Origin of the sequence: Roseburia sp. AF20-18LB (assembly GCF_003461185.1) — a bacterium.
Classification (GTDB): domain Bacteria; phylum Bacillota; class Clostridia; order Lachnospirales; family Lachnospiraceae; genus Roseburia_C; species Roseburia_C amylophila.
The window spans coordinates 162,294-186,282 of the sequence record NZ_QTWP01000003.1 but is presented as its reverse complement, the minus strand read 5'-3'; the positions used below and the strand labels follow the sequence as shown (position 1 = coordinate 186,282).

Here is a 23,989-nt window from a genome sequence, read left to right as displayed (position 1 = left end):
GAAAGGAGTTTATTTCTATGGCAAACACGAAACTTGACCGTATCGAAAGGGATATTGAGAAAACGAGGGCGAAAATCCTTGAATACCAAAAAAGGCTGAAAGACCTTGAAGCGCAGAAAATCGAGGAAGAAAACGCGCAGATCGTTCAAATGGTGAAAGCGGTACATCTTGACGGGGCGCAGCTTGCCGCGTTCCTCTCCGCTTACGCCAGCGGCGAAATTGCCTTGCCGCAGCCGGACGCAGACTATACCGACGAACAGGAGGAAACCGAAGATGAAGCATAAAAAACTGTTCCGCAGCGTTACCGCTTTGCTTGCCGCCCTTGTACTCATGGGCGGCTTTTCTGTTACCGCTTTTGCGGGCGGCGGTGATGTGAGCGACGAGCCGCCTACCCCCGTAACCGAAACCGAGCCGGAAGAAACGACGGGCGGCTATGAGCCGCAGCCCTTAACGCCGGAGGGCAACATGAGCCTTGTGGACGACATAACGGGCGAAGCGTCCGGCGATAAACAGTTTATTACCGTCGTGACGAAAAACGGAAACTATTTTTACATCATCATTGACCGCGCCGAGGACGGAGAAAACACCGTCCATTTCCTCAATCAAGTTGATGAAAAAGACCTTTTGCAGCTTATGGAGGACGAACAGACCGAAACCCCCGCTTGTAGCTGTACTGAAAAATGCGCCCCCGGAAGCGTCAACACCGATTGCCCCGTTTGCAGCGTCAACATGAGCGAGTGCGCGGGCAAGGAAGCCGAGCCGGAGCCGGAAGAAACCGAGCAGCCGGAGCCGGAGGAAGATAAAGGCGGCGGCATGGGCGGTGCTATTCTGCTTGTCGTGCTGCTTGTTGCCGCAGCGGGCGGCGGCGCGTTCTACTACTTTAAGATTTTGAAGTCCAAAAAGGACGCGGCGAAAGGCAGCAACAACCTTGACGACCTTGATTTTGACGAGGACGACGAGGAAACGGAAGAAGTCGAAACCGAACAGACCGAGCAGGAGGACGAAAATCTATGAAATTGGTAATTGCAGAAAAACCGAGCGTCGGGGCGGCGATTGCCGCCGTTATTGGCGCAAATGAAAAGTGCAGCGGATATTATGAGGGCGGCGGCTACCTTGTGTCGTGGTGTGTCGGGCATTTGATTAGCCTTGCAGACGCGGCGACCTACAACGAGCAGTACCGTAAATGGAAGTACGACGATCTCCCCATTGTCCCGCAGGAGTGGCGGTTTATCGTTGCCAGCGGCAAGGAGCAGCAGTTTTCTATTCTCAAAGACCTTATGCACCGCAGCGACGTTACCGAGATTGTCAATGCGTGCGACAGCGGGCGCGAGGGAGAACTCATTTTCCGTTTTGCCTATGACCAGGCGAATTGCAAAAAGCCCTTTTCCCGCCTTTGGATTAGCAGCATGGAAGAAAGCGCAATCCGCGAGGGCTTTTCAAACCTCAAAGACGGGCGCGGTTATGACAACCTGTATCAATCCGCGCTTTGCAGAGCAAAGGCCGATTGGCTCATTGGCATTAACGCGACCCGCCTTTTCTCTATCCTCTACCATAAAACATTGAATGTCGGCAGAGTGCAAACGCCCACCCTTGCAATGCTGGTAAACCGCGACTATGCAATCAGCAGCTTTAAGAAAGAGAAATATCATGTCGTCCGGCTGGACGTTGGCGGCGTTGCCGCCCTTTCCGAAAGGCAGGACGACGAAGCGGCGGCGCGGCAGATGAAAGCGGCTTGCGAGAAATCGCAGGCCGTTTGCACTTCTCTTAAAAAAGAGAAAAAGACCGCAGCCCCGCCGAAACTGTTTGACCTTACTTCTTTGCAGCGGGAAGCAAACCGCCTATTTGGATTTACGGCGAAACAGACCCTTGACTATGCGCAAGCCCTCTATGAAAAACGGCTTTTGACCTATCCCCGCACCGACAGTAAATATATCACTTCCGATATGGAGGGCAGCACAAAGGAACTCATTACCGGGCTTTGTTCGCTGCTTCCCTTTATGCGGGACGTGAAGCTGCAAGCAGACCTTACAAGGGTTTGCGACAACAGCAAAGTAACCGACCACCACGCTATTTTGCCGACAGCCGAGTTTTTGAAAACGGGCTTTTCTTCCCTTACCGACAGCGAAACAAAACTTATGACCCTTGTATGCGCGAAGCTGCTTTGCGCCGCAGCCGCGCCCTATGAATATGAAGCGGTTACGGCGGTTATCTCTTGCGGCGGTTATACCTTTACCGCAAAGGGAAAGACGACGCTTTGCGAGGGGTGGCGTGAGATTGAAAAGCTGTCCCGCGCCGCGTCCGAGGAACAGGACGAGGACGCAGAGCCGGAAACCGTTTTGCCGCCGCTTGCCGAGGGGCAGACCTTTGACAATCCGGCAGCGGAGATCTCCGAGTGTTACACGCAGCCCCCGAAAGCATATACCGAAGATACGCTTCTGTCCGCTATGGAGAACGCGGGCAAGGAAGAAACGCCGGAGGACGCAGAGCGCAAAGGGTTAGGCACTACCGCAACGCGGGCGGGTATCATTGAAAAACTCATTAGTGCGGGCTTTGCCGAGCGCAAGGGCAAAAAGCTAATCCCCACAAAGGACGGGTATAACCTTGCCGCTATCCTGCCCGAAGTCCTTACGTCCCCGCAGCTTACGGCAGAATGGGAAACCCGCCTTACCGGGATTGCCAAAGGCAGCGACAGCCCGGACGATTTCATGCGCAGCATTGAGGAAATGACAGCGGGGCTTGTCAAAACCTATTCCGCGATTTCCGAAGATAAAGCGAAGCTGTTTACCCCGCAGCGGGAAGCAATCGGCACTTGCCCCCGTTGCGGCGCGACGGTTTACGAGGGCAAGAAAAACTACTACTGTTCCGACAGGGCTTGCAGCTTTGTCATGTGGAAAAATGACTTGTTCTTTCAGCAGCGCAAAAAGACTTTCACAAAGGCGATTGCCGCCGCCCTTTTGAAAGACGGAAAGGTAAAAATCAAGGGTATGTACTCCACCAAAACGGGAAAGACCTTTGACGGGGTTGTGCTGCTTGCCGACACAGGCGGCAAGTATGTAAACTTCCGCGTCGAGCAGAACCGAAAATGATTAGGCTTGATGAAAAGCAGTATCGAGCCGTTAAGAAAATGACCCGCGCCGCGTGCGCCAACAACGATTGCGGGAACTGTCTGCTATTGGACGACGGGGAAACTTGCGTGTGTGTGCAGAGTATCAGCTATTCGCTGTTATGCCGTTATTTCCGCGAAGCGGTTTTACCCGCAGACAGGCAGCTTTGCGAACAGATCACCCGCAGCGGGGAAACCGATTTGAAGCGTTGCGCGGTATGCGGCAGCACGTTTGCGGCGGGCAGCAATCGGGCGAAATACTGTCCCGATTGTGCGGCAAAGATACGCCGCAGGCAGAAAGCGGAAAGCGAGAGAAACAGGCGTTTACGGATAAAAACAACTACATAGCAAGCACAGCAAACGAGTACCCGTTTGCGAGAAATGCCCGCGCTGCTCTTGGAACGGCGCGGGCATTTTGCTTGTTGGGATAGTCCCAAACCCTTATATGACCGAGAAAGGACGTGATGAAACAATATGCCGTACACCTCATACGACCATGACAAATTAGAAGCCGCCGAAACCATGCGGATAGAACGCCGGATATATTTTGAAGCAAAGGACGGAGATATTGCCCCTTATGCTTCCTTGCCGATTGCGCAGCTACTTTCCATGCGCAGCGAAAGCGCGGCGGCAGAACAGGCGATTTTTGACAGCTTAAAGGAGCAAGCCGCCGCATGGGAAGAACAGGCGGGGAAAACGCTTTTGCTGGATAAAGCACTTGAATATGTGAGAACGCCGCACGTCCAGCACACCGCTAATGAGTGGCAGAAAAATGAATATGACCGATATACCCGCAGCAACCGGGTATATCAGATGAATTACTACATTTACGAGAATACCCGCTATGACAAAGAAGCGCAGAAATCTATCCCGTATTCATGGACGCTTACATGGAGCGTGCGCACCAACAGCCCAAGCAGAACCCAAGCGAAGATTGCCGGACAAGATAGAAAGGTTTTCACCGATAAGGCGGCTATGGAAAAGTATCTGAATGGGCGTATCAAAGCGTATGACCGCTTGTTTACGGAAATCTCCCCGCCTATCCCGCAGGAGTACGCCGACTATTTCAAAGTAAACGGTATGCTCATGCCGGACTACACCATAGAGGGCGAAGAACCCCCGCAGCAGCAACAGGCGGCAGCTATCCCCGAAAATACCGGGCAGGAAAAGGAGCGTGAACACATGAGCGAACAGTTTTCTATTATGATAGGCAACCGCAGCCGCTTTGAAGCGGGCGACCCAAGCGGCTATTGGCTGGATATGCCTGCCACAAAGGAGCAGTTACACGAAGCTATGCGGAACGTAGGCATTACCGCAGACAACCCGCAGGATTTTTCCATTCGCGGCTATTCCGACGACCCGGAGAAACATATTGCTTTGCCTTATGAAATGGTATGCGCCGCCGACGTGGACGAACTCAATTTTCTTGCGGCGCAGCTCGAACAGCTTGACCCCGCCGAGGTTGGCAAGCTGAACGCAGCTTTGCAGCAGAAAAACGGGCTTGCAAATATTGGACAGGTAATTGACTTCACCTACAACGTGGATTTTTACGTCCATATCCCCGAAGTACATAACTACCACGATTTGGGCGACTATTACTTAAATCAATCCGGCATGGTACAAATGCCCGAAGAATGGAAAGGCGGCATTGACCTTTCTACTTTTGGCAGGAACGCTGCCGCGCAGGAAAAAGGCGCGTTTACCGAGTACGGCTATATCGTGGAAAGCGGCGACGAGTGGGAGCGTCAGTTTGAGGGGCGCGAAGTGCCGGAAGAATACCGCATTATGAGTTACCCGCAGCCGGAGCGCGGCGAACAGGACAAAGCCTATATGGACGCAGCCGAAACGCAGCAAGCAGACGCACAGGCCGCAGAGCCGCAGCAGCCCCGCCCCGTCGTCCCCATTATCCTTACTTCCGAAAAGCCCGCCGAAAAGGTAAAGGAGATCACCGCGCGTTTGGAACAGGGCGTACAGGCGATTTTTGACAGCGACCGCTACAAAGAGTTTCTAACCGCTATGTCAAAGTTCCATGATTATAGTTTGAATAACACTATCCTAATTGCTATGCAGGGCGGCAATTTGGTAATGGGCTTCCGTCAATGGGAAAAGGAGTTTGACCGCCATGTAAAGAAAGGCGAGAAAGGCATTAAAATCTTTGCCCCCGCGCCCTACAAGGTGAAAAAGCTGGTTGATAAAATCGACCCCGAAACGAGAAAGCCCATGCTTGACCGCGAGGGAAAAGTGGTAAAGGAAGAAAAGGAAATCACCGTCCCCGCCTTTAAGGTTATAACCGTCTTTGATATTTCGCAGACCGAGGGCAAGGAGTTTCCCGACCTTTCCGTTAAACCGCTGCTTGCCGATGTGGAGCAGTACGAGGATTTTTTCGCCGCCCTTGAAAAAGCGTCCCCCGTCCCGATTGCATTTGAGCAGATCACAAACGGCGCAAATGGGTATTTCAGTTTGACCGACAAGCGTATTGCAATCAAAGAGGGCGTGAGTGAATTACAGGCGGTAAAGACCGCCATTCACGAAATCGCCCATGCGAAGCTGCACGACGTAGACTTAAACGCCCCGCCGGAGCAGCAAAACCGCGTTGACCGCCATACCTGCGAGGTAGAAGCGGAAAGCGTCGCTTATACGGTTTGCCAGCATTTCGGCCTTGATACTTCCGATTACTCTTTCGGCTATGTGGCTGGTTGGAGCAGCGGCAAGGAAATGACCGAGTTAAAAGCGTCCCTTGAAACAATACAGACCACCGCAAAGGAACTCATTACCGAGATTGAGGGGCATTTTACCGAGTTGCAGCAGCAGCGGCAAGCCGAGCAGGAGCAGGGCGATACCTTTTCCATTTATCAGTTAAAGCGCGGGGACGAAACAAGGGACTTGCGCTTTGAGCCTTATGACCGTCTGCAAGCGGCTGGACTTACCATTGACCGGGTAAATTATGAACTCGTCTATACTGCACCGCTTACAAAGGATATGACGCTGGGCGACATTTGGGAAAGGTTTAATATCGACCACCCCGCCGACTTTAAGGGGCATAGCCTTTCCGTTTCCGACATTGTTGTGCTTCATCAGAACGACGAGGACACCGCCCACTATGTAGACAGTATCGGTTTTCAGCAAGTGCCGGAGTTTTTGCAGGAGCAGCAGACCCCCGTATTTGACAAGCTGCCGCCCGAACAGCAGCAAGCCTTGTCCGACACCGTACAAGACACTTTGCAAATGCTGGTTGACGCAGACAAGCGGATTTATGGCGACGTTACGGGCAAGACCCTTGAAGCAATCGCGGCGCAAGGATATTCCTACAAGGACGGGCAGCTTGAAAAGCAGCAGCCGGAAGCGACCCCCGACAGCCTTTTGACGGGTGAAACCGTTAGAACGCCGAGGGGCAATTTTCATATTACCGATATGAGCCGTGAACAGATCGAAGCGGCGGGATTTGGTTTTCACCATGCGTCGGAGGACGGGAAGTATCTCATTATGGGGAATGGCACACAGGCTTATGCCATAGCCGCCGAGCAGCCGCAGCGGGATAATCCCTTAAAGCACGTCGAGGACACCATAGAGCAGAACGACAACAATTTTGACGGGCTTATCAACAATACGCCGCAAACGCCCACCGTTGCAGATTTTGAGCAGCGGGCAAAGGCGGGGGAAGCGATTTCCGTTACCGACCTTGCAAAAGCGGTAAAAGCCGAGAAACGGGAACAGCCGCAGAAAAAACCGTCCATTTTGAAGAAGCTGGACGAATACAAGAAACAGGCGGCGCAGCAGCCGAAAGATAAACAGAAAGAGCATAAAAAGGATTTGGAGGTTTGATAGCATGAATACCCGCTTTACCATTGAGGAAGAAAACATTGTTGCGATCTACGCCGAGGACAGCCGGGAAACAACGCTTGAAAATATCCTTGCCGCCATGCCCTACATGGACGAGGATATGCGCCAGCTTGCCGCCGCAGCGGTGAACAAGCTGCAAGCCATGACGGACAGCGAGTTTTCCGAAAGGGAGTTTATCTTGACCGACGAGGAATAGCCCATAGAGAACAGGGGCGCGGTTGCCGATTTCCGGCACCGCGCCCCTGTTCTTTTTTTGTCCTTGCGTGGACAATTAGAAAGCCGTTTTTGCGGGTTTGAATATACTTTATCGTCTATGTCGTTTTCATGCGCTGGAAGCCGCAGAAACACAGGCGTTTTCAGCCCTTAACATTCCACTTGCCACCCCATGTTTTGCGCCTTATCGCTCCTGCTCCCGCGCCCTGCTTTGGGACGGGTAAAGAATACTATCGACGTTCTTTTTGACAACGCCGTATTCCTGCATTTGCTTCTTGGCTTGCCGATAATCTTCATACAATTTGGTTTTCCTGTCGTTTAAGCTTCTATACTCCTTGCGCAGCGCGGCGAGATCGGGCAGCTTCTTTATCTGCATTTCCTTTAATGCCCTTGCCGCAGCTTCAAACAGGATAATTTCGCTTTCATGCCCCCGCAGATACTTTTCCTTGTCCGGCGATTTTCGGTATTCATCGTAAATCGGTTTTAACTGTCGGTATGTGGTGGTGTGCTTGATAAGCAGCGACAAATCAGACATACGCTGTTCCACTTCCTTAACCGCCTTTGCCGCCGCGTCATGGGCGGTCATAATATCCGCAATTTTGCTTTCAAGGTCGCTATAATATTCAATCTTGTTTTCGGTCAAGAAGTTCATGCTTTTCGCAGCCTGTTTCAGATTATGGATTTTCGCCCACCGTTCATAGCCCGCCGATTGTTGGGCTTTGATACTGTTTTCAAGATCGACGACAAGCCGGATTTTCTTATCTTCCCGCAGCGTTTTTGTTTTGGCAACATACACGCCCTTGATACGCTCCTTTATCGCTTCTTCCGTATAGGCCGCGCCGAGCGTCTTTGTGCGGGTAAACCGTTCCTGTCCGGCAGCGCGAAAGGAAATGTATTTGCCCTGTTTGATTTCATACCCCATTTCCTGCAAGCGGCGCAGCAGTTCGTCAAAATCTTTCACTTGGGGAATGAGAGTATCTATCGCCGTTTTCAGCTTTGCTTTGTAGCTTGTCCCTTGCTTTTCGGCGGTGTATTCTGCATAGCTTTTTCCCTTGTCCTGTCCCGGTACGACGACGGATAGCCCATGCTCTTTACATATCCTGTCGCTGGTGCGCCGGATAAAGTGATAGCTTTGCTTGTTGGAATGGTACTTTTTGTAGTCAACGAAGCTAACCGCGTTGAAAATCAAGTGATTATGCAGATGGTCTTTATCGACGTGAGTTGTCAAAACAAACTCATACTTGCCGCCTAATACCGCCCCGGCAAGTTCCATGCCGATTTTGTGCGCTTCTTCCGGTGTGGTTTCTCCCACCGCAAAGGATTGTATCAAGTGCCGCCCTAAATGTGTGCCGCGATCTCCGGCAGCTTCCCGCGTCCATGCAAACTCAATATCGGCGGTTTCCAGCCCGCAGCCGAAAGAGGACGCAAGCAGCTTCCCGTCTGTCTTTTCGGGATTTAAGATATAGTCTATCGCAGCCTTTAAGGTTGATTTAATAGGGTGCGTCTTTGTAACCGCCATATCTCGTCCACCGCCTTTTTAATGTCCTCTATATCCTGCCTGTAAACCGTCCCCGTCGCATTGGCGCGTTTTGCAATTTGGTTGATGTTCCGGCTCACCGCTTGCAGTTCCCGGATATATGCTTTTGTGTCGCTTCGGTCAACGACAAGAATATACCCGTCAATCGCCATTTTGCGGAAGTATGCCCCATACTGCTTTATGGGAAGCTGCTTCATCTTCTCGTCGATCAGCCGCTTTTCTTCTTCCGTAACGTAAAACTTCATTTGGATATTTCTCTTTCGGTTTTCCATTTCCGCGCCGCCTTTCGGTATAAGGGTTTGGGATTATCCCAACAAGCATTTTTCGCAAACGGGTACTCGTTTGCTGTGCTTGCTATCTACTCCATACCCCTACCGAAAGGCGGTATTTGTTGCGCATTCCCTTGATTTTGGACGCAAAAAAAGATTGCAGCCGCCATGCGCTGCAATCTCCCGATTTCTCATATTGTGAGGTTAATCCTCTGCTTTTTCGACTTCCGTTATCTCCCTTGCTGTTGCGGTTACAATCCGTATGCCTTTATCGCTCATACCGTCCAGCAGCGCGTCAAGCTGCCGCCGCCCGGTGGATTTCTCCGCATTGCTGTTCGGGAAGAAAAATTGATCTACCGAAATATGATACCGGGTTACAAGGTCATAGAATACCTGTAAACTCGGCTGTTGTCCCTTGTTCTCGATATTCGCAAGGTAGCGCGGGGAAATATATAACTCGTCGCTTACCTTTTTGCGGCTCTCGCCGTATTCATTTCTCGCGGCTTTTATAGCTGCCCCGAAAGCCTTAAAGTCGTACAATGGTACGGGTCTTTTTGCCATTTTCATTCACCCTGTTACATTTTACAGTTCACCTTTCTTTTTGGATATGTCCACACAATTCATATCATTAGGTTAAATACTTCCTGTTGTGTATTGACAGTAGACTGATTTTCTGATAAAATAAAATTTATGTAAAAGGAGGCGGCGTTTATGTTGCATAGCATGCGTATTAGATAAGCATTGAAAAAAAGGATTTTCCCATTTTCAACATGGGCTTTTTTGTCATGCTTATTTTGCGGATGCTATACAAAAAACTAACGACGTATAGATATAGTGCAAGCTATGCCTTAGTTTTGTTGTACTGCTCTGTGCATTATAAATGCAGGTCAATGCTCATGTTGAGGATTGACCTGCATTTTTTGTGTAAAAAGGACGAGTGAAATATAATGCTTAAAAAATATTGGATAAAATGTCCGATTTGTAACGGAAAGACGAGAGTTCAAGTATTTCATAATACTGTATTAAAAGATTTTCCTCTTTTCTGCCCTAAATGCAAATTGACGCATATCATTGATGTAGAAAAATTAGAGATTGTAATCAAAAATACAGAAAAACAAACTTTTATTATTTAGAAGAAAGGATATAAAAATGAAACGTTTACCTAAATATACGCCTGCGGAAGTACGGAATGATCCATACGGATTTACTTACAAAGAAATGTCGGAAGTTATTGGCGAGAATGAAGCAAAAGCCTTATATGAAGAATTATATAAGCAATTACCACGCAAAAAAAATCTATCAATGTTGGTAAAAAATATTTGCAAAAGCAGTGATACTGAAAAGTATGTTTACGAACTGAAAGACAACAAATACATTGAAACGGTTTTTATCAAGCGGCGAGATGGTGGAACTGTTTGCGTGAGCACACAAGTCGGTTGTCCTGTTGGTTGTATTTTTTGTGAGTCCGGGCGAAATGGCTTTGTTCGTAATCTAACATCGTCAGAAATCGTACAACAGATTATATTGTTGCGTCGAAAAGTAAACCGTATCGTTTTTATGGGTATGGGAGAGCCTTTATTCAATTATGACAACTTGATAAAAGCAATCCATATTCTCCGAGATAGATATGGGCTCAACTTTCCAACCGACGGCATTACCATATCAACAGTTGGTCCGGTCGATCAATTAAAAAAATTGCGCGAGGAACATCTTAAAATTCAGTTGACAATATCTTTACACGCAGCAACACAATCTGCAAGAAATCGTATTATTCCTCACATGCGCATATATGCTATTGAAGATGTTGTTAAGCAAGCCTTATCCTATTCTGAAAGGCATAATCGCAAAATTGTCTTTGCGTATTTGCTTTTACCGGGTATAAATGACCGGCCCTCAGATGTAAGACAACTTGCAAAATGGTTTCGGGGCAAAAAAGTTATGATTAACGTGTTACAATACAACCCAACAAGCAATTCAAGAATTAAAGCACCACAGAAACGGGAAATAGTTGCATTCAAACATCAATTAGAGCAAGCAGGACTTGAAGTTACTATGAGAGTTTCTCATGGCAGAGAGATTAACGCGGCTTGTGGACAGTTAGCTAACACATATAATAAATTCAAAAAAAAATGATTAAAAGTGCCAGACGCATAGACGCAGAGCCGATAACGCATTAGGTCAAAAAACCTATGTGTTATCGGCTTTTTTATTTAATATTGCGCAAAAGCCGCTGTTCCCTATTATAGAATGGATTGCGGGTAGTGTATTAAAGTCGCCCTTTTTTAAGGATACGGCGGTATCGGGGAGGTATCGCCGTGTCCATTTTTATTTACTGTAACCCGCCTAATGCTTTGCGGTCAAAAAAAGCTATGCTCCGCAAGCGGGATATTCCGGCTATGAATGTGAACTGTCAATACATTTAGCTACTGCTTACATTTCCTTTGCGCCCGTCCGCGTCTTGCGGACGGGCGCATTTTGCTTTTTTCAACTTTTTTCTGAAAAGCGCACTCAAGAGCCATCTCCCGAACGGGTACGGAGCGAAAGGGGCAGAGAGGACAAGCCCTTAACTCCCGTCCTCTACTCCACGCGGGAAGGAGGTGAACTCTATGGAGCTATCTTCTTCCGACAAGGAAAGAATACAACATCAGTACGACGCATTAGCAAAGAAAACTTTGGTCGGCGAAGCGAAAAGCCACCGCCGCACTCTTGCGAAACGCGCAGCACGCGAAGTTACTTTTTCGGATTTGAGCGAAAGCGAACTCGCGCAGCTTTTCACAACGGACGAATACGAAAGCGATTATTTCCGTTTTCAAGTGTCCGGCTTTGATGTACTCGTCAAAAATGAACTGCTTGCCGAAGCCCTTAACGCTTTGCCCGAAAGGAAACGCGACATTATCCTTTTGTCCTACTTCTTGGATATGAGCGACGCGGAAATTGGCGAACTGCTGAATGTTGTACGCACGACGGTTTTCCGGCACAGGAAATCCGCGCTTGCGAAAATCAAACAGTATTTGGAGGGAAAAGCAGATGATGAATACCGTTAGGAAGTCTGAAAATCTGTTGCCGTTCCCTGTCATTTCCGCAGCGGCAAACGGCGACACAACCGCCATGTGCGCGATCTTGAAGCATTACGAGGGTTACATAGCGAAACTTTGTACCCGCACGCTGAAAGACGACGCGGGCAATACCTATTCCTATGTGGACGAGGAAATGCGTAACAGGCTGCAAGTGCGCCTTATTACCCGCACCCTTGCTTTTCATGTAGGATAATCTTTTAGCCCATGCGGGGAGCGTGTCCCCTTTCCACGATTCCCGTTATGGGCTATTTGTCGTTCCGCAAAAGCATATCCGCTGTTGATGTGCTTTTGCAGGCCGACAAAGCCTATTGTAACTTGACAAAGAAAGCGACCTTTGGTGCGCAGCATAACAGGCAACGGGTACATTCCGTCTGTATCGAGCCAGTCGGCGGGTACGCCATGACAGCTTTTCCCCTACGGGGAAAAGTCGAGCGACAACTACCGCGCCGTAAAACAGGTTTAGCAGCTTGTGGGCGACGACATACAAGGCGGCACAATGATACTCCCGCGTTGAACACCCTCAAAGTATTGCGCGGCGCACCCATAAGCATGGGCCGGGGTGAAACTCCCGTGAGGTTGCAGCTAACAACCGCCCGTTTCAGCCTTATTTCTCATATCGTACAAGCCGGAGCGCATATTCTGTACTATGCCGCTAACCGGGAGGGAAAGAAGATGATTACCAAGTTACAACTTCAACAAATGAGAAATGTTGATATTACACAGGTTGACCGCAGCACTTTGGTTGATATTCGTAATATCCATATTGACAGTTCTTTGCCAGCAGCAAAGAAAATGCAAAGCTACTTTGAGCAGATTGTAAATCCATACTGTTTTCTTTGTGGTGATACACCCGTAAGAATACGGTTTGTCGCAGAGGATAGAACGCTAAAGCAATCATTGTGTGATTACTTTTTAAGTCTGAAATAACCGCCGACTTTCCCTAACTCTACGGGTAAAGACCTTGTGATTACGGGGCGAAAATGGTATAATTAACTCGTAATTATAGGGGGAAAGGAGGTATAATGCCCCGCATACGCAAAGACAAAATGGCACGCAGTTATGCAGAGCCGTTTTGGAAAATTGGGCTATACATTCGACTATCCAGAGAGGACGACAACGAGGACGAAAGCGAGAGTGTTATCAACCAAGAAAAGATACTCCGCGACTTTGTAGACAGCTATTTTGAGCCGGGAACCTATGTGATTGTAGACGTGTTTGCCGACGACGGATTGACAGGCACCGACACAGCGCGACCAAACTTCAAACGGCTTGAGGGCTGCATTGTCCGCAAAGAAGTAAACTGCATGATTATCAAATCCCTTGCACGCGGTTTCCGCAACCTTGCCGATCAACAAAAGTTTTTGGAGGAGTTCATACCCATTCACGGCGCAAGGTTTATTTGCACAGGCACGCCATTTATTGACACTTACGCTAACCCCCATTCTGCAAGCGGTCTTGAAGTACCTATTAGGGGAATGTTCAATGAGCAGTTTGCCGCGACCACTTCCGAAGAAATCCGCAAAACATTCAAGATGAAACGGGAGCGCGGCGAGTTCATAGGCGCGTTTGCCCCTTATGGCTACAAGAAAGACCCAAACGACAAAAACAGCTTGATTGTAGATGAAGAAGCAGCGGAAGTTGTCAAAAGCATTTACCATTGGTTTGTCAATGAGGGGTACAGTAAAATGGGGATTGCAAAGCGGCTTAACCAAATGGGAGAGCCGAACCCCGAAGCCTATAAGAAGAAAAAAGGCTTTAAGTATAACAACCCTAATTCCGACAAAAACGATGGTTTGTGGTCTGCCAGCACGATTGCAAGGATATTGCAAAATGAAGTTTATACGGGCGTAATGGTGCAAGGCCGTAACCGCGTAATAAGCTACAAAGTACACAAGCAGATCAACGTCCCCGAAGAAGAATGGTTTGTCGTCCCCAACACACACGAAGCGATTATTGACAGGGAAACATTCGAGAAAGCGCAAGCCCTACATAAGCGCGACACAAGGACAGCCCCCGGCAAACAGGAAGTCTATCTCATGTCCGGCTTTGTCCGTTGCGCGGATTGCAAAAAGGCCATGCGGCGCAAAACCGCCCGTGATATTGCCTACTACTCTTGCCGTAGCTACACCGATAAGAAGATTTGCAGCAAACATTCTATCCGGCAAGACAAGTTGGAAAACGCGGTATTGGCAGCGTTGCAAATGCAAATTGCCCTTGTAGATCGGCTTGCAGAAGAAATTGAACGGATTAACAACGCGCCTGTTATCAACCGGGAAAGCAAGAGATTATCCCATTCCTTGAAACAGGCAGAAAAGCAGCTAAAACAGTACAATGACGCTTCCGACAGCTTGTACCTTGATTGGAAAAGCGGTGAGATTACCAAAGAGGAATATCGCCGCTTGAAAGGCAAGATTGCAGAACAGATACAACAGCTTGAAGCGAACATCTCCTATCTGAAAGAGGAAATGCAGGTAATGGCTGATGGTATCGGAACCGACGACCCGTATCTAACCGCCTTTCTGAAATACAAAAACATTCAGAGCCTTAACCGCGGGATTATGGTTGAACTCGTAAAAGCGGTTTGGGTGCATGAGAACGGGGAAATAACGGTTGACTTCAATTTTGCCGACGAGTACCAGCGAATTATTGATTACATTGAGAATAACCACAACGTTATCCGAGTGATTGAGAACAAGGCAATCTAACGGCTTGCCTACTCAACACAAAGGAAAATCTAATGTTGTGCATAAATACACGGCTCTACCCAGCCGACTGAGCCAATCGAACCGACTGAGCCAACCGAACCGACTGAGCCGACCGAGCCAACCGAACCAACCCAGCCAGCCGAATCAACCCAGCCGGCACAGCCGGCAAATCCAGCCCAGCCAGCATCATCAGAAACAGCAGTAACTCCGGCAGATAACAATACACAGCCGGAGACAGCAGCACAGACACCGGTAATCCAGGCACAGACTCCGGTTACACAGACCCAGGTGGCACAGACACCAGTCAGACAGCAGCAGGCAGCACAACAGCCACAGGATGCAGAAGAACCGGTGGTATTAGAAGATGAAGAGGTTCCGCTGGCGAATGTAACGGACGATAATGCAAAACAGGAAGTAACTGCATTAGAAGATGAAGCAGTTCCTCTGGCAGCAAATCCGGCGGGAGAAGATAACTGTATCATCCATTGGATTATGATGATTCTTACGATTGTATTTGCAGGATATAATGTAGTAAGGGCAGTACTTCGTCAGAAGAGAAATGCATAAAGGCAGGAGGCAGAAAGTATGAAAATAGTAGATGGAATCATTGCTGTTATATATGTAATTGCTATGGCAGTGCTGTTTTTCTTGAGAGACTGTGAGAAAGATCTTCCAATGGGAATTCTGGCACTGGCTGTTACCGCAGCTGCAGTAGCATGTATGGTTATCCAGAATAAAAAGCGTGATAGCAAAGCAGCAAGAGCTTAAAAAAATAATATAAATAAGTATTGCAGGCAGGACGATAGAAAATGAAAATACATTTTGTCGTCCTGCTGTTTTTAGTTGCCAGCCATTTGAAGAAAGCTTTCACTTGACATTATTTTAAAATTGAGTTATTGTATTAATTAAATAATACAATGATAATTGCAAAGAAGAAAAGGGAGATTAGGTATGGCAAAGAAAAAGAAGAAAATGGAGTTTGAAACAATGCAGGTAAAACTGCCTCATGTAAAGGGGTTGTCCATTGTGCTTCCGGTTATTTATATTTTATGGGTAGCAGTGATGTATTATCTCCTGCTTCCAGCACTGAATATTCATTCCAGAGGTTTATGGCTGTTTGTATTAGGCGTTATATTATTCCCGTTAGGAATAATAGGTGCGTTGGTATCGGCAGCCAGGAAGGCGGAAGGTAAGTCCGCAGGAAAGCTGGAAAAGCCGGTAAACGGTATTTTTGCAGCAGTTGGAGTAATCGGAATTCTGTTCCTGATTCTTTTATTTTATGGCAGCAAAATGTTCCATGCACAGGCATATGCAGATATCCTGACCATCGAAGACAGTGATTTTAACAGCGATATTAATACAGCATCTTCTGTATCAAAGATTGCGTTAATGGATACGGACAGTGCAGTGCTGCTGGGTAATCGTGAAATCGGAAGCCTTTCAGAAGTGGTGAGCCAGTATAATGTATCGGAAGACTACACACAGATTGATTATCAGGGGGCACCAACGAAAGTATCTGCATTAGAGTATGCCGGCTTCTTTAAATATATGGGAAATAAGGAAAATGGTGTTCCGGGTTATATAACTGTTGATCCGGTAGGACAGAAGGCACAGTATGTTCCGGTAAAGGAAGGAATGATTTATGTTCCGTCTGCTTACTTTGGCAAGGATTTAAGAAGGCATATCCGTATGAATTACCCGGATAAACTTTTCGGAAATCTTCATTTTGAAGTGGACGAAGATGGAAAACCATACTATATTGCCAGTGTATACAAATACACCATCGGTTTATTTGGTGGAGAAACTGTTGAGGGTGCAATCAGCTGTGACCCAATCAGCGGAGACTGTCAGTATTATGATGCATCAGAAGTGCCGAACTGGATGGATGATGTCTTTGACGGGGATCTTCTGGTGGAACAGTATAACTGGTATGGAGAATTATCTAATGGATTTATGAACAGCATCTTCGGCAAAAAAGGCTGTAAGAAATGTACGGAAACGGTAGTAGAGGATGAAGACGGAGATGAGGAATCTTACGAAGCAAACTTCGGCTATGTTGCCAAAGACGGGGATATCTGGATTTATACCGGAGTTACTTCCGTCAATGATGATGCCTCCAATATCGGGTTTATACTGGTAAATGAGCGGACTTCAGAAGCACATTATTACAGTATTGCAGGAGCAGATGAAAGCTCTGCAATGGCTGCTGCAGAAGGAGAAGTGCAGGAGAAAGGATACCGTGCATCTTTCCCGTCTTTGATTAATGTAGATGGTCAGCCGACTTATATCATGGTATTAAAAGATGCCAGCGGCATAGTGAAGCTTTATGGCATGGTAAATGTAGAATCTTATAATATGGTAACAACAGCAGCCAGTCTCGATGAGTGCTTTGCAAAGTATCGTAAGATGACAGGCAGTGACGGTACAGAAAACACTGGGAATCCGGAAGAGGCAGAAAATTCTTCCGGGGACAGCAACAGCACTGCAGGTAATGCACAGACAGCAGCCAAAGGAAAAACAATTCCGGAAGGTGAGACAGAGACAAGAAGTTTTGTAATCAGTGAAATGCAGTATGTTGAGATTGCAGGAGAGACCTATGTTTATCTGGCAGGAGACGACGGTATGGTATACTGGCAGAAGTTTTCTGATAATGAACAATTGATTTTCCTGCATGAGGGAGATACCGTTACTGTAAATGGAATTATGGATAAAGATAATATTTACTGGATAGATACCATTGGAATCATGCAGTAGGAAGGCGGAGAAATGGAAGCAGCAATCCTTGTAGTAATTATGATTGCAGGATTTACCTATTCAGCAATTAAGACAAAAGAAAGTTGGAAGAACCGCTGCAAACGGACACTGAAAGAAAAATATGGAAAAGAACCTGAAAAAAAGGAATTTAAAAGAGAACTGATAAGAAATTATCTGGATACTGTGGGTGGAACACAGCAGGTGGATGAGGTCACATGGAATGACCTTAATATGGATGATGTGTACCAGAGAATCAACAACTGTGATTCCACTATGGGAGAAGAAATTTTATATGCAAAGCTTCATTATGCGAAGCAGACGAAGGAAGAAGAGGAGCTTTTAGAAAAAAGAATAGCTTTTTGTGAAGCAGATGATGAAAAACGCTATCATCTGGAAGAAACTTTGTCAAAGCTTGGAAAGAGAGACGAGGCTTACTATATTCCATCCTTTATCCAGACAGTAGAGGATTTTGCAATTTCAAATCTCTGGGTTTATCAGATGCTCCGGATATTGCTGATGGTAGTTGTTGTGGCGGCAGTCGTATTTCATAATATATATGCTCTGTCAGCTTTGGTGGTAGTATTTCTTGTGAATTTGTCGGTGTATATCTTTACGGTCCGGCTGAAGTTTGACCAGGAGATTCATATGATGGGAACGGCGGCATACCTGATTACGGTAGCACGAGAACTGGAGCAGGAATACCGGAAAGACAAAATATGTGAGGAACTGGCACCGCTGCTTCCGGTATTTGCCAAAATGGATAAGAAGGCATTTCTGCTAAATATCCAGAGCAGAAATGCCATGGGAGATGTGTTTGAAATGCTGCAGGATTTCCTGCTGGGAGTAACCCAGTGGCATATCCTTACTTATATGAAAGTATTGAATCAGTTTATGGATAACCAGGATGCTTATCTTAAGATTTACCGGGTGGTAGGAGAACTGGATGCAGCGGTCAGCACAGGCTCTTTCCGAAAGAGTCTGCCTCTTGTGACAGTACCGGAATATGAGGAAGCAAAGCAGCTTGAGATGGAAGAAATTTATCATCCGCTGCTTCATGGAGCAGTGACCAATTCTATGGAACTTCAGCATAACTGCATTATCACAGGCTCCAATGCTTCCGGTAAGTCAACCTTTATCAAGACCATAGCTGTTAATGTGATACTGGCACAGAGCATTCATACCTGCACCGCAAAAAGAATGCACCTGCCTCATGCAAAAATGATTACTTCCATGGCGGTAAGAGACGATATTTTATCCGGTGACAGTTATTTTATCAAAGAGATTAAATATTTAAAACGTATCCTGGATGCTTTGTCGGAGGATGAACTGGTTATCTGTGTTATTGATGAAATCTTAAGAGGAACCAATACCCAGGAGCGTATTGCAGCTTCAAAAGCAATCATGGAATATCTGGCACATCATAACTGCATTGCAATTGTGGCATCCCATGATAAGGAATTGACGGAGCTTGAAAAAATTGGTTATGACAATTATCATTTTTCCGAAGAGTTTGGAGAAGCGGATATTGTATTTGATTATAAATTGCAGAAGGGACCGGCAAATTCCCAGAATGCAATCCGCCTGCTTTCCTTTACCGGGTTCCCGGAAACGATTATTGAGAGGGCGGAAAATATCAGAAGCGAATATCGGTAAAAATAATGCTTGACGAACGAAATGACATATGGTACTATAAGCAAGTTGAAGAAAGTAGAGTATCCACTCTCACCTTAGCACAATCAAGTGACTAAGTGTTTATAATGAGTATGCAATGAGCGAATCATTTTGAAGTGGATAGTCTGTCTATCCACTTTTTTTGCGGAAATAAACGGAAAGTTGTCTGGCAAAGCTGTGGTGAATTTAATTTTGGAGGTGTACGACCATTAGCGAGTTAATGATCAATGAACAAATCAGAGATAAGGAAGTCCGCCTGATTGGCGCGGATGGTGAACAGTTAGGTATCATGTCAGCAAGAGAAGCATATAAGCTGGCACAGGAAGCAGAACTTGATTTAGTAAAGATTGCTCCTGGAGCAAAGCCACCTGTATGTAAGATTATCGATTACGGTAAATACAGATATGAGCTTGCAAGAAAAGAGAAGGAAGCACGTAAGAAACAGAAAACGGTTGAATTAAAAGAAGTTCGTCTTTCTCCAAATATCGATACCAATGATTTGAATACCAAAATGAATGCCGCAAGAAAGTTCATTTCCAAAGGAAATAAAGTAAAAGTTACACTTCGTTTCCGTGGCAGAGAAATGGCACATGTACAGGCAAGCAAACATATTCTGGATGATTTTGCAGAAGCACTTGCAGATATTGCAGTAGTGGAGAAAGCACCAAAGCTGGAAGGCAGAAGCATGGGTATGGTGCTGGCAGAGAAAAGATAATGATTTTAAGGAGGAATAAATTATGCCAAAACAGAAAACAAGCAGAGCAGCAGCAAAACGTTTCAAATTAACAGGAACAGGAAAATTAAAGAGAAACAAGGCTTATAAGAGACATATCTTAACAAAGAAAACAACTAAGACTAAGAGAAATCTTAGAAAACCTGCAATGACAGATGCAACAAATGTTAAGAATATGAAGAAGATTTTACCATATTTATAAGAATTGGTTAAGGAGGAATAGAACATGGCAAGAATTAAAGGCGGCTTAAACGCTAAAAAGAAACATAATAGAACATTAAAATTAGCTAAAGGTTACAGAGGAGCACGCTCCAAACAGTATAGAGTAGCAAAACAGTCTGTCATGAGAGCCTTAACAAGTTCTTATGCAGGAAGAAAACAGAGAAAGAGACAGTTCAGACAGTTATGGATTGCCCGTATTAACGCAGCAGCAAGAATGAATGGATTATCTTACAGCAAATTTATGTATGGTTTAAAATTAGCTGGTGTTGATATGAACCGTAAAATGTTAGCTGAGATGGCTGTAAATGATGCAGAAGGATTTGCAACATTGGCAGAGCTTGCAAAAACAAAACTTGCTTAGTTTTAAGAAGTGGACAAGTTATAAAAGAGGATTGTGGTTATTCGCAATCCTCTTTTTTGATGTTTGGTTCATTTGAAGTTTTTGCGGAAGCATCCTGCCCGGAAGCTTCTTTTTTGATGGAATCCAAATCTTCTCTTAAAGAGTAATGATTCTTAAGTAAGCGGTATACCATGGTATAAGCCCAGATAAGAACCGGGACAACCACAGTGGCATAGATGGAAGCCTTAAGACAGTTTGTGGCAAAATCGCTTCCAATCAATGCAAAAACAAGAGTGGAAACATAGAGGGCAACTAAGAGTACAACACCGATAATTGCAAGAATCTGTTTTGTCTTTTTCATATATGACCTCAACTTTCTTTGATGACCTGTTTTTAGAAAAAAGCAATATACATTATTTTAACATTTGACAGCGGATAGTCAATCAGAAAATGTAAAGTTGCAGAGGATAAATACTTGAAAAAAGCACAAAATATGCTATACTGAAACAAGCGTTATACGACTAAATATGGATTAAAGGATGGATATGAACAATGGCATTATTAGAAGAATGGCAGAAGATTGCTTATGATCAGCAGGCAGATAGAGGAAAATTACAGAAGTTCTGGCAGAGATATTTTATGTTAGAGAAGGGCGTATATGAGAAGCTTTTAGCAAACCCGGATGAGAAGGTAGAAGGAACTGTAAAAGAGCTGGCAGAGAAATACGACCTCAGCATTATGGATATGACTGGATTCTTAGATGGAATCAATGACAGCCTGGTAACACCAAACCCAATTGATACTATGGAAGAGGATACCAAGGTAAGCCTTGCATTCGATAAAGAAAAATTATACAAGAACATGGTAGATGCCAAAGCTGACTGGCTCTATGAATTACCACAGTGGGATGAAATTTTTGATGCAGATACCAAGAGAAAGCTTTATTTAGAGCAGAAGAAATCCGGCACTGTTGTAGTTGGAAAGAAAGTCGGAAGAAATGATCCGTGTCCTTGTGGAAGTGGAAAGAAATATAAATTCTGCTGCGGAAGATAAGAATAAAATATTTTGGAAAACATTTGGAAAATATTTCACAGAAAAACTCTTTACATAGCAGAAAAAAGAGTATACAATAGCTTTTGTCAAAAGGACAAAACAAAGAAGAGACGAGTAGCATGACAGGAAGTCAAAGAGAGGAATACATCTGGTGAGAGTATTCTGATGGAGTGTAATGTGAAGACCAGCTCTGAGTGACCCCAATCCGGTCCGGTGATTCCGTTATCATCAGAATGAGCGGTTGTACGATAAGTACAGCAAGCAGGGTGGAACCACGATAGAGTATCGTCCCTGATGCATAAATTTTATGCATCAGGGATTTTTTACTTTGCAGTTATTAATACTAATATAATAAGAAAAGGAGACTTGAACATGAAAATCACATTAAAAGATGGCTCAGTAAAAGAGTACAGTGAAGCAAAATCAGTCTATGATATTGCAGCAGATATCAGCGAAGGCCTTGCAAGAGTTGCATGCGCCGGTGAAGTAGACGGAGAAGTGGTGGATTTACGAACCGTTCTTGACAAGGACTGCAATTTAAATATTATAACAGCAAGTGATGAAGAAGGATTAAAGGTAATCCGCCATACTGCATCCCATGTGCTGGCTCAGGCGGTAAAAAAATTATTCCCGGATGCCAAGATTACGATCGGACCGGCAATTGAAGATGGATTCTATTATGATTTTGATCATGCCCCATTTTCAAGAGAAGACCTCGATAATCTGGAAGCAGAGATGAAGAAGATTATCAAGGAGGGTCATGAATTAAAACGATTCACACTTCCAAGAGAGGAAGCAATCAAATTCATGCAGGAACGTAATGAACCATACAAAGTAGAACTGATTGAAGAATTACCAGAGGGAGAAGAAATTTCTTTCTATGACCAGGGCGGCTTCGTAGATTTATGTGCTGGCCCACATCTGATGACAACCAAGGGCGTAAAGGCATTTAAGCTGACATCATCTTCCATGGCATATTGGAGAGGTAATTCTGACAAAGCAAGATTACAGAGAATTTATGGTACTGCTTTTAATAAGAAGGAAGAGTTAAAAGAATACTTAGAGAAATTAGAAGATGCCAAACGCCGTGACCATAACAAACTTGGCCGTGAAATGGGGTTATTTACCACTGTTGATGTTATCGGACAGGGACTTCCTTTATTTACACCAAAGGGAACCAAGATGATTATGAAACTGCAGCGTTGGATAGAAGACTTAGAGGATAAAGAGTGGGGTTATGTACGTACCAGAACTCCGCTGATGGCAAAGAGCGACCTCTATAAGATTTCCGGACACTGGGATCACTACATGGATGGAATGTTCATTTTAAATAAGGACAGCGACGACAAAGAGACAATGGCACTGCGTCCGATGACCTGTCCATTCCAGTATTATGTATACATGAATGAACAGCACTCTTACAGAGATCTGCCATATCGGATGTCAGAGACTTCTACATTGTTCCGGAATGAGGACTCCGGAGAGATGCATGGACTTACCCGTGTCAGACAGTTTACTATTACAGAGGCACATATTATTCTTTGCCCGGAACAGGCGGAAGAAGAACTTACCAGATGTACTGAACTTTGCCATTATGTAATGACTACACTTGGTATCGATGGAGATGTTACTTACCGTCTGTCCAAATGGGATCCGAACAACAAAGAAAAATATCTGGGCGACGAAGCATATTGGAACAGTACCCAGCAGTATCTGCGTGATGTTATGGATAAGAATGGCATCAAGTATACAGAAGCAGATGGGGAAGCTGCATTCTACGGACCAAAGATTGATATTCAGGCAAAGAATGTATATGGAAAAGAAGATACCATGGTTACCATCCAGCTTGACTGTGCAAGTGCAGAGAAGTTTGGCATGTACTATATCGATGAGAAGGGTGAGAAAGTACTTCCTTGGATTATCCATCGTACATCCATGGGATGTTATGAGCGTACCCTTGCATGGCTGATTGAACATTATGCAGGAAAATTCCCAACCTGGCTTTGCCCGGAACAGGTAAGAGTATTGCCGATTTCTGAAAAATATGCAGACTATGCAGAGCAGGTAAGAAAAGAATTAGCAGCTCATGATGTAGATGTAACGGTTGATAACCGTTCTGAGAAAATCGGATTCAAGATTCGTGAAGCAAGACTGGATAAGCTGCCGTACATGCTGGTAGTTGGTCAGCAGGAGGCAGAGGACGGAACCGTATCCGTAAGAAGCCGTTTTGCAGGAGATGAAGGTGTAAAACCTTTAGGAGAATTCATTGATGCAATCTGCGAAGAGATTCGTACAAAGGAAATCCGTAAGGAAGAAGTTGCAGAAGAAAAATAAAAATGCAATAAAATCTAATTTTTAATTTTATTATTTATATGGATTTAAAAAGACTGTTGCTGGCATTTGCACCGGACAACAGTCTTTTTTGCTTTACAGGAAAGCGGCCGCCGCAGGCACGAGAATGTGTCAAGATAC

General features: G+C 45.7%; 25 protein-coding genes and 1 other annotated feature. Of the genes, 21 read left to right on the top strand and 4 right to left on the bottom strand.

What is annotated here, in order from left to right; all coding sequences use genetic code 11:
- Nucleotides 1-17 precede the first annotated feature (17 nt).
- The 6 genes from DWX65_RS08060 to DWX65_RS08035 all read left to right on the top strand — a co-directional run bounded on the left by DWX65_RS08060 (nucleotide 18) and on the right by DWX65_RS08035 (nucleotide 7,139).
- A complete protein-coding gene (locus tag DWX65_RS08060) occupies nucleotides 18-284 on the top strand; it encodes a DUF4315 family protein (protein ID WP_003508256.1) in 267 nt (88 codons plus the stop codon).
- Nucleotides 274-1,014, top strand: coding sequence for a DUF4366 domain-containing protein (locus tag DWX65_RS08055; RefSeq protein ID WP_118173201.1), 741 nt, complete (start codon nucleotides 274-276; stop codon nucleotides 1,012-1,014). Before DWX65_RS08060 ends, DWX65_RS08055 begins: the two co-directional genes overlap by 11 nt.
- Entirely contained in the window at nucleotides 1,011-3,086 is a 2,076-nt protein-coding gene (locus DWX65_RS08050) for a type IA DNA topoisomerase (RefSeq protein WP_118173200.1), read from the top strand. The genes DWX65_RS08055 and DWX65_RS08050 overlap by 4 nt, the downstream gene beginning before the upstream one ends.
- Nucleotides 3,083-3,451, top strand: a complete 369-nt coding sequence (locus DWX65_RS08045) for a cysteine-rich VLP domain-containing protein (RefSeq protein ID WP_007860200.1) — start codon at nucleotides 3,083-3,085, stop codon at nucleotides 3,449-3,451. Before DWX65_RS08050 ends, DWX65_RS08045 begins: the two co-directional genes overlap by 4 nt.
- Before the next feature lie 126 nt (nucleotides 3,452-3,577).
- Nucleotides 3,578-6,925 (top strand): YodL domain-containing protein, encoded by a 3,348-nt coding sequence (locus tag DWX65_RS08040; RefSeq protein WP_118173199.1) that lies wholly within the window; start codon nucleotides 3,578-3,580, stop codon nucleotides 6,923-6,925.
- A 4-nt stretch (nucleotides 6,926-6,929) separates the two neighbouring features.
- The gene (locus tag DWX65_RS08035) at nucleotides 6,930-7,139 is read left to right on the top strand and encodes a transposon-transfer assisting family protein (protein ID WP_002584960.1); all 210 of its coding nucleotides are present in this window, start codon (nucleotides 6,930-6,932) and stop codon (nucleotides 7,137-7,139) included.
- 201 nt (nucleotides 7,140-7,340) lie between these two features.
- Here the strand turns inward: DWX65_RS08035 and DWX65_RS08030 are convergent, their stop codons facing one another.
- The 3 genes from DWX65_RS08030 to DWX65_RS08020 all read right to left on the bottom strand — a co-directional run bounded on the left by DWX65_RS08030 (nucleotide 7,341) and on the right by DWX65_RS08020 (nucleotide 9,523).
- Nucleotides 7,341-8,675, bottom strand: coding sequence for a relaxase/mobilization nuclease domain-containing protein (locus DWX65_RS08030; protein WP_021749504.1), 1,335 nt, complete (start codon nucleotides 8,673-8,675; stop codon nucleotides 7,341-7,343).
- On the bottom strand, nucleotides 8,636-8,965 hold the full coding sequence (locus DWX65_RS08025; RefSeq protein WP_002584958.1) for a plasmid mobilization protein: 330 nt from the start codon (nucleotides 8,963-8,965) through the stop codon (nucleotides 8,636-8,638). Before DWX65_RS08025 ends, DWX65_RS08030 begins: the two co-directional genes overlap by 40 nt.
- A gap of 201 nt (nucleotides 8,966-9,166) precedes the next feature.
- The gene (locus DWX65_RS08020; RefSeq protein ID WP_002584957.1) at nucleotides 9,167-9,523 is read right to left on the bottom strand and encodes a helix-turn-helix transcriptional regulator; all 357 of its coding nucleotides are present in this window, start codon (nucleotides 9,521-9,523) and stop codon (nucleotides 9,167-9,169) included.
- A 386-nt stretch (nucleotides 9,524-9,909) separates the two neighbouring features.
- Here DWX65_RS08020 and DWX65_RS08015 point away from each other — a divergent pair, with 386 nt between their 5' ends.
- The 13 genes from DWX65_RS08015 (at nucleotide 9,910) to rplT (ending at nucleotide 20,485) form a co-directional block, all read left to right on the top strand.
- On the top strand, nucleotides 9,910-10,095 hold the full coding sequence (locus tag DWX65_RS08015) for a cysteine-rich KTR domain-containing protein (protein WP_003431289.1): 186 nt from the start codon (nucleotides 9,910-9,912) through the stop codon (nucleotides 10,093-10,095).
- A 16-nt stretch (nucleotides 10,096-10,111) separates the two neighbouring features.
- Nucleotides 10,112-11,095 carry a 23S rRNA (adenine(2503)-C(2))-methyltransferase RlmN gene (gene rlmN / locus DWX65_RS08010; protein WP_002584956.1) on the top strand — a complete coding sequence of 328 codons (984 nt, stop codon included), beginning with the start codon at nucleotides 10,112-10,114 and terminating at the stop codon, nucleotides 11,093-11,095.
- A 473-nt stretch (nucleotides 11,096-11,568) separates the two neighbouring features.
- Nucleotides 11,569-12,006 (top strand): sigma-70 family RNA polymerase sigma factor, encoded by a 438-nt coding sequence (locus DWX65_RS08005; RefSeq protein ID WP_002604474.1) that lies wholly within the window; start codon nucleotides 11,569-11,571, stop codon nucleotides 12,004-12,006.
- Nucleotides 11,990-12,232: a helix-turn-helix domain-containing protein gene (locus DWX65_RS08000; protein ID WP_002604473.1), complete on the top strand. Its 243-nt coding sequence runs from the start codon at nucleotides 11,990-11,992 to the stop codon at nucleotides 12,230-12,232. The genes DWX65_RS08005 and DWX65_RS08000 overlap by 17 nt, the downstream gene beginning before the upstream one ends.
- Before the next feature lie 47 nt (nucleotides 12,233-12,279).
- The gene (locus tag DWX65_RS15360) at nucleotides 12,280-12,966 is read left to right on the top strand and encodes a DUF6870 family protein (RefSeq protein WP_205123935.1); all 687 of its coding nucleotides are present in this window, start codon (nucleotides 12,280-12,282) and stop codon (nucleotides 12,964-12,966) included.
- A gap of 119 nt (nucleotides 12,967-13,085) precedes the next feature.
- Nucleotides 13,086-14,744 (top strand): recombinase family protein, encoded by a 1,659-nt coding sequence (locus tag DWX65_RS07985; protein ID WP_161145559.1) that lies wholly within the window; start codon nucleotides 13,086-13,088, stop codon nucleotides 14,742-14,744.
- Between the two features lie 288 nt (nucleotides 14,745-15,032).
- On the top strand, nucleotides 15,033-15,311 hold the full coding sequence (locus tag DWX65_RS14970; RefSeq protein ID WP_118173197.1) for a hypothetical protein: 279 nt from the start codon (nucleotides 15,033-15,035) through the stop codon (nucleotides 15,309-15,311).
- A gap of 18 nt (nucleotides 15,312-15,329) precedes the next feature.
- Nucleotides 15,330-15,512 carry a hypothetical protein gene (locus DWX65_RS07970; RefSeq protein ID WP_117841205.1) on the top strand — a complete coding sequence of 61 codons (183 nt, stop codon included), beginning with the start codon at nucleotides 15,330-15,332 and terminating at the stop codon, nucleotides 15,510-15,512.
- A gap of 183 nt (nucleotides 15,513-15,695) precedes the next feature.
- Nucleotides 15,696-17,498 carry a hypothetical protein gene (locus DWX65_RS07965; protein ID WP_118173196.1) on the top strand — a complete coding sequence of 601 codons (1,803 nt, stop codon included), beginning with the start codon at nucleotides 15,696-15,698 and terminating at the stop codon, nucleotides 17,496-17,498.
- Nucleotides 17,499-17,510: 12 nt separating this feature from the next.
- Nucleotides 17,511-19,151 carry a MutS-related protein gene (locus tag DWX65_RS07960; protein ID WP_117841203.1) on the top strand — a complete coding sequence of 547 codons (1,641 nt, stop codon included), beginning with the start codon at nucleotides 17,511-17,513 and terminating at the stop codon, nucleotides 19,149-19,151.
- Between the two features lie 238 nt (nucleotides 19,152-19,389).
- Nucleotides 19,390-19,884, top strand: coding sequence for a translation initiation factor IF-3 (infC, locus tag DWX65_RS07955; protein ID WP_022244104.1), 495 nt, complete (start codon nucleotides 19,390-19,392; stop codon nucleotides 19,882-19,884).
- A gap of 22 nt (nucleotides 19,885-19,906) precedes the next feature.
- Nucleotides 19,907-20,104, top strand: a complete 198-nt coding sequence (gene rpmI, locus DWX65_RS07950) for a 50S ribosomal protein L35 (protein ID WP_022244105.1) — start codon at nucleotides 19,907-19,909, stop codon at nucleotides 20,102-20,104.
- 24 nt (nucleotides 20,105-20,128) lie between these two features.
- Nucleotides 20,129-20,485, top strand: coding sequence for a 50S ribosomal protein L20 (rplT, locus tag DWX65_RS07945; protein ID WP_022244106.1), 357 nt, complete (start codon nucleotides 20,129-20,131; stop codon nucleotides 20,483-20,485).
- A 37-nt stretch (nucleotides 20,486-20,522) separates the two neighbouring features.
- On the opposite strand, the gene DWX65_RS15595 is transcribed toward rplT, so the two are convergent.
- The gene (locus DWX65_RS15595; protein ID WP_330408315.1) at nucleotides 20,523-20,825 is read right to left on the bottom strand and encodes a hypothetical protein; all 303 of its coding nucleotides are present in this window, start codon (nucleotides 20,823-20,825) and stop codon (nucleotides 20,523-20,525) included.
- Between the two features lie 191 nt (nucleotides 20,826-21,016).
- Between DWX65_RS15595 and DWX65_RS07935 the strand changes: the two genes are divergently transcribed.
- On the top strand, nucleotides 21,017-21,517 hold the full coding sequence (locus DWX65_RS07935; RefSeq protein WP_117841202.1) for an SEC-C metal-binding domain-containing protein: 501 nt from the start codon (nucleotides 21,017-21,019) through the stop codon (nucleotides 21,515-21,517).
- A gap of 93 nt (nucleotides 21,518-21,610) precedes the next feature.
- Nucleotides 21,611-21,813 (top strand) — a binding site (T-box leader).
- Between the two features lie 76 nt (nucleotides 21,814-21,889).
- Nucleotides 21,890-23,851 (top strand): threonine--tRNA ligase, encoded by a 1,962-nt coding sequence (gene thrS, locus DWX65_RS07930; protein WP_117698317.1) that lies wholly within the window; start codon nucleotides 21,890-21,892, stop codon nucleotides 23,849-23,851.
- Nucleotides 23,852-23,989: the final 138 nt, after the last annotated feature.

Bases quoted from the DNA above. Each gene is read 5' to 3' on its own strand.
- DWX65_RS08060 (WP_003508256.1), top strand. From the start codon at position 18: ATGGCAAACACGAAACTTGACCGTATCGAAAGGGATATTGAGAAAACG.
- DWX65_RS08055 (WP_118173201.1), top strand. From the start codon at position 274: ATGAAGCATAAAAAACTGTTCCGCAGCGTTACCGCTTTGCTTGCCGCC.
- DWX65_RS08050 (WP_118173200.1), top strand. From the start codon at position 1,011: ATGAAATTGGTAATTGCAGAAAAACCGAGCGTCGGGGCGGCGATTGCC.
- DWX65_RS08045 (WP_007860200.1), top strand. From the start codon at position 3,083: ATGATTAGGCTTGATGAAAAGCAGTATCGAGCCGTTAAGAAAATGACC.
- DWX65_RS08040 (WP_118173199.1), top strand. From the start codon at position 3,578: ATGCCGTACACCTCATACGACCATGACAAATTAGAAGCCGCCGAAACC.
- DWX65_RS08035 (WP_002584960.1), top strand. From the start codon at position 6,930: ATGAATACCCGCTTTACCATTGAGGAAGAAAACATTGTTGCGATCTAC.
- DWX65_RS08030 (WP_021749504.1), bottom strand. From the start codon at position 8,675: ATGGCGGTTACAAAGACGCACCCTATTAAATCAACCTTAAAGGCTGCG.
- DWX65_RS08025 (WP_002584958.1), bottom strand. From the start codon at position 8,965: ATGGAAAACCGAAAGAGAAATATCCAAATGAAGTTTTACGTTACGGAA.
- DWX65_RS08020 (WP_002584957.1), bottom strand. From the start codon at position 9,523: ATGGCAAAAAGACCCGTACCATTGTACGACTTTAAGGCTTTCGGGGCA.
- DWX65_RS08015 (WP_003431289.1), top strand. From the start codon at position 9,910: ATGCTTAAAAAATATTGGATAAAATGTCCGATTTGTAACGGAAAGACG.
- rlmN (WP_002584956.1), top strand. From the start codon at position 10,112: ATGAAACGTTTACCTAAATATACGCCTGCGGAAGTACGGAATGATCCA.
- DWX65_RS08005 (WP_002604474.1), top strand. From the start codon at position 11,569: ATGGAGCTATCTTCTTCCGACAAGGAAAGAATACAACATCAGTACGAC.
- DWX65_RS08000 (WP_002604473.1), top strand. From the start codon at position 11,990: ATGATGAATACCGTTAGGAAGTCTGAAAATCTGTTGCCGTTCCCTGTC.
- DWX65_RS15360 (WP_205123935.1), top strand. From the start codon at position 12,280: ATGGGCTATTTGTCGTTCCGCAAAAGCATATCCGCTGTTGATGTGCTT.
- DWX65_RS07985 (WP_161145559.1), top strand. From the start codon at position 13,086: ATGGCACGCAGTTATGCAGAGCCGTTTTGGAAAATTGGGCTATACATT.
- DWX65_RS07970 (WP_117841205.1), top strand. From the start codon at position 15,330: ATGAAAATAGTAGATGGAATCATTGCTGTTATATATGTAATTGCTATG.
- DWX65_RS07965 (WP_118173196.1), top strand. From the start codon at position 15,696: ATGGCAAAGAAAAAGAAGAAAATGGAGTTTGAAACAATGCAGGTAAAA.
- DWX65_RS07960 (WP_117841203.1), top strand. From the start codon at position 17,511: ATGGAAGCAGCAATCCTTGTAGTAATTATGATTGCAGGATTTACCTAT.
- infC (WP_022244104.1), top strand. From the start codon at position 19,390: ATGATCAATGAACAAATCAGAGATAAGGAAGTCCGCCTGATTGGCGCG.
- rpmI (WP_022244105.1), top strand. From the start codon at position 19,907: ATGCCAAAACAGAAAACAAGCAGAGCAGCAGCAAAACGTTTCAAATTA.
- rplT (WP_022244106.1), top strand. From the start codon at position 20,129: ATGGCAAGAATTAAAGGCGGCTTAAACGCTAAAAAGAAACATAATAGA.
- DWX65_RS15595 (WP_330408315.1), bottom strand. From the start codon at position 20,825: ATGAAAAAGACAAAACAGATTCTTGCAATTATCGGTGTTGTACTCTTA.
- DWX65_RS07935 (WP_117841202.1), top strand. From the start codon at position 21,017: ATGGCATTATTAGAAGAATGGCAGAAGATTGCTTATGATCAGCAGGCA.
- thrS (WP_117698317.1), top strand. From the start codon at position 21,890: ATGAAAATCACATTAAAAGATGGCTCAGTAAAAGAGTACAGTGAAGCA.